This is a genomic window from Methylibium sp. T29, assembly GCF_000576205.1.
GTDB classification, from domain to species: Bacteria; Pseudomonadota; Gammaproteobacteria; order Burkholderiales; family Burkholderiaceae_C; genus Methylibium; species Methylibium petroleiphilum.
This window is the reverse complement of sequence record NZ_AZND01000273.1, coordinates 1-4,130: the sequence shown is the minus strand read 5'-3', so window position 1 is coordinate 4,130 and position 4,130 is coordinate 1. Positions and strand designations below refer to the sequence as shown.

Sequence of the window (4,130 nt, the reverse complement as noted above, 5' to 3'; positions counted from 1 at the left end):
CGCCGGCCGGCGGCGAGGTGCGGGTGGCGGCCTCGCGGCACGGCGACGCGGTGCGGGTGGAACTGCTCGACGACGGCCCGGCGCTGCCCGAGGGTTATGCCGAGCGGGCCTTCGACCCCTTTGCGCCGCCCGAGCCGACCCAGGGCCGGCCCGGCATCGGCCTGAGCCTGGCGATCTGCCGCGAACAGGCGATGCAGCTCGATGGCCACGTCGGGCTCGCGCCGGCACCGTCCGGGCCGGGCGCGCTGTTCTGGATTTCCCTGCCCCTGCGGCCGACGGGGCCCTGAAGTCGCGCACCGGTTCGCGGGGCAGGGCTCGGCTAGACTCGGCCGCGCCTTTGCACACCACTTCATAGACCCATGACCTCGCTCCTGAACGACGCCGCCGTGCTCGCCGCGCTGAAAGCCGTCGTCGATCCGAACACCGGCCGCGACTTCGTCTCGACCCGGCAGCTCAAGAACCTGAAGCTGGAGGGCGGCGACGTCGCGTTCGACGTCGAACTCGGCTATCCCGCCAAGAGCCAGATCGCGGCGCTGCGCAAGGCGCTGATCGCCGCCGCGCGCGGCGTGCCCGGCGTCGAGAACGTCAGTGCGAATCTCGGCGTGAAGATCGTCTCGCACGCGGTGCAGCGCGGCGTGCAGTTGCTGCCTGGCGTGAAGAACATCGTCGCGGTGGCCTCGGGCAAGGGCGGCGTGGGCAAGAGCACCACCGCCGTCAATCTGGCGCTGGCGCTGGCCGCCGAGGGCGCCAGCGTGGGCGTGCTCGACGCCGACATCTACGGCCCCAGCCAGCCCATGATGCTGGGCATCGAAGGCCGCCCCGAGAGCGCCGACGGCAAGAGCATGGAGCCGCTCGAGAACTTCGGCGTGCAGGTCATGTCGATCGGTTTCCTGGTCGACGCCGACAGCCCGATGATCTGGCGCGGCCCGATGGCCACCCAGGCGCTGGAGCAGATGCTGCGCCAGACGAACTGGCGCGAGCTCGACTACCTGATCGTCGACATGCCGCCCGGCACCGGCGACATCCAGCTCACGCTGTCGCAGAAGGTGCCGCTGACCGGCGCCGTGATCGTCACCACGCCGCAGGACATCGCGCTGCTCGACGCCCGCAAGGGCCTGAAGATGTTCGAGAAGGTCGGCGTGCCCATCCTCGGCGTGGTCGAGAACATGGCGGTGCACGTGTGCTCGAACTGCGGCCACACCGAGCACATCTTCGGCGCCGACGGCGGCCAGAAGATGAGCACCGAGTACGGCGTCGACTACCTCGGCGGCCTGCCGCTCAGCATGGCGATCCGCGAGCAGGCCGATGCCGGCCGGCCCACGGTGGTGAGCGACCCGGACGGCGACATCGCCGGCATCTACAAGAGCGTGGCCCGCAAGATCGCGATCAAGATCGCCGAGAAGGCCAAGGACTACTCGTCCAAGTTCCCGACGATCAGCATCTCCAAGACCACCTGAGCGGAGGCAGCACGCGGATGGACGGAAGCGATCGCCCGGCAGCGCGACCCTCCGTGACCGTGGCGGTGGTGATCGAGCGCGAGGCCAGCCCCAACCGCTGGGAAGACTGGCGCTTCCGGCTCGTCGAGGTGCTGCGCGACGACGAGGGCGCGTTCGGCACCACGCCCCGCCTGCTGCGCGACGACGGCCGCCTGGCACGCTGGCTGCACCCCGGTTTCACCGTCGAGCTGTTCGCCGACGAATGCGAGGCTACTACCTCAACCTCAGCTCGGGCGCGCCGGTGTGGTTCGTGAGTTGGCGCATCGCCGACGACGACCCCTCGCGCGCCTGGCCCGAGACCGTGAGCCTGTCGTACAACGAGGCCGGCCGATGGCTCGACGCGCAGGAGCGCGTCGACAACCTGCCGCTGCCGCCCGACGTGACCGCCTGGCTGCAGGCCTGGAACGACGCGCACTACCGGCCCGAACCCAAGCGCCGCAAGCGTCCGGCCTCCTTCCTGCCGCCGGAGCAGCGATGAGCGACGCTGCCGACGGCTTTCTGTCGCGCTGGTCGCGCCGCAAGGCCGCGGTGAAGGGCGGCCGGCAGCCGCCGGACGAGCCGCTGCCGGCCGCTCCCGCCGCGCTCGTCGAGGCGCCGGCCGTCGTGCCGACCTTGCCCGCCGATCCGGCGGCCGATGCGCCCGCCGAACCGCTGCGACGCTCGACGACGTGGCGGCGCTGCGGCCCGGCGACGAGGTGTCGCGCTTCGTCGCGCGCGGCGTCGACGAGGACGTCAAGCGCGCGGCGGTGAAGAAGCTGTTCACCGACCCGCACTACAACGTGATGGACGGGCTCGACATCTACATCGACGACTACAGCCAGCCCGACCCGATCCCCATGGCCATGCTGCGCCAGCTGAACCAGGCCAGGTTCATGGGCCTGTTCGCCGCCGAGGAAGCGGCCGAAGCGCAGGCCGAGGCCGAAGCCCGTGCTGCAGCGCAAGCGCCCGCCACGCCCGTCCACCCTGCCGACGCGGTGCCTGTCGCGGAGCGTCCCCGTCCACCTTTCCCCCTGCCGAGGACGCAGGCGCGAAGGCTCCCGCCGTCGCCGCCGTGCCCCACGCCCCCGATGAAGACCCTGATCTGCAACTGCAACCAGACGATGCCGCTGGACGGCCCGGCGCTGCAACGCGCGCTGGGGCCGGCGGCCTCTGACGGCCTCGACGTCGTCCACACGCTGCTGTGCCGCCGCGAGGCCGGCGCGTTCCAGCGCGCCGCGAAATCGGGCGAGGACCTGGTGGTCGCCTGCACCCAGGAGCAGCGGCTGTTCCTCGAGCTCAACGCCGAGACCGAGGGCGCACCCGGCGTGCAGGAGCGGCCGATCCGCTTCGTCAACCTGCGCGAGACCGGCGGCTGGTCGAAGGACGTGCGTGCACGGCCGTCGACGCTCACGCCCAAGCTCGCCGCGCTGCTGACAGCGGCTCAGTTGCCCGATCCGGAACCGGTCGCCACCGTCGGCTACCGCTCGGCCGGGCGCTGCCTGATCGTCGGCCCGGCCGACGCGGCGCAGCGCGCAGCACTGCTGCTGCAGGACGCACTCGACGTGTCGCTGCTGCTCACGGCGCCCGGCGGCAGGCTGCCGCAGGCGCGCAGCCTGCCGGTCGCCGCGGGCCGGGTGACGGCGCTGACCGGCTGGCTCGGTGCCTTCGAGGCGACCTGGACCTCGACCAATCCCATCGACCTGGACCTGTGCACGCGCTGCAATGCCTGTGTCGAGGCCTGCCCCGAGTCGGCGATCGACTTCAGCTACCAGGTCGACCTGGCGAAGTGCAGCGCCCACCGCGACTGCGTGAAGGTCTGCGATGCCGCCGGCGCCATCGACTTCCAGCGTGTGCCGGGCGAGACCACCGAGCGCTTCGACCTCGTGCTCGATCTTGGCGTCGAGCCGCTGATCGGCCTGCACCAGCCGCCCCAGGGCTACTTCCACGCGGCCGACGAGGCCCGGCTCGTGTCCGCGGCGCTGCGCCTGCGCGGGCTGGTGGGCGAGTTCGAGAAGCCCAAGTTCTTCCAGTACAAGCACAAGCTCTGCGCTCACAGCCGCAACGAACGCGAGGGCTGCACCGCCTGCATCGACGTGTGCTCCGCACAGGCCATCGGCAGCCGGCGCAGCGAGGACGGGCCGGAAAAGGGTGGCATCGCCGTCAACCCCAACCTGTGCGTGGGCTGCGGCGCCTGCACCACCGTCTGCCCCAGCGGCGCACTGACCTACGCCACGCCCACGCCGGCGCACCAGGGCCGGCGGCTGCGCACGCTGCTCTCCGCCTACCGCCAGGCCGGCGGGCCCAAGCTCGTGGGTGACGCGGCGCTGCTGCTGCACAGCCAGGGTGCCGGCGTGCAGCTGGTCGACGCGCTCGGTCGCGCGGCGCGCACCGATCCCGCGGTCCGCGGCGTGCCGGCCCGCGTGATCCCGGTCGATGTGTTCCACACCGCCTCGGTCGGGCTCGACCTCTGGCTCGCGGCCATCGCCCAGGGTGCCGCGCAGGTCTGGGTGCTGATGACCGACGAGGAGGCGCCCGACTACCGCGCGGCGGTGGCGGCCCAGATGGCCGTGGGCCAGGCGCTGCTCGACGGACTGGGCTACCGCGGCCGCCACCTGCGGCTGATCGAGGCGCGCGACGTCGCCTCGCTCGACGCGG

The 4,130-nt window shown here is 72.2% G+C and carries 4 protein-coding genes and 1 pseudogene; all 5 read left to right on the top strand.

The features are described from left to right. On the top strand, positions 1–287 hold a 287-nt coding region (locus x551_RS19230; protein ID WP_036250287.1), incomplete at its 5' end, for an ATP-binding protein. 72 nt (positions 288–359) lie between these two features. Next, positions 360–1,457 (top strand): iron-sulfur cluster carrier protein ApbC, encoded by a 1,098-nt coding sequence (apbC, locus tag x551_RS19225; RefSeq protein WP_036236502.1) that lies wholly within the window; start codon positions 360–362, stop codon positions 1,455–1,457. A gap of 17 nt (positions 1,458–1,474) precedes the next feature. Further along, a pseudogene (locus tag x551_RS19220) lies at positions 1,475–1,974 on the top strand (DUF3305 domain-containing protein). Further along, positions 1,971–2,246, top strand: coding sequence for a hypothetical protein (locus x551_RS25945; protein ID WP_051512172.1), 276 nt, complete (start codon positions 1,971–1,973; stop codon positions 2,244–2,246). Before x551_RS19220 ends, x551_RS25945 begins: the two are co-directional and overlap by 4 nt. Further along, a partial coding sequence (locus x551_RS19210) for a DUF3306 domain-containing protein (RefSeq protein WP_152543591.1) occupies positions 2,165–4,130 on the top strand: 1,966 nt, incomplete at its 3' end. The genes x551_RS25945 and x551_RS19210, both read left to right, overlap by 82 nt.

What these genes read in the sequence shown, in the direction of transcription:
- x551_RS25945 (WP_051512172.1), top strand. Translation starts at nt 1,971, where the DNA reads ATGAGCGACGCTGCCGACGGCTTTCTGTCGCGCTGGTCGCGCCGCAAG.
- apbC (WP_036236502.1), top strand. Translation starts at nt 360, where the DNA reads ATGACCTCGCTCCTGAACGACGCCGCCGTGCTCGCCGCGCTGAAAGCC.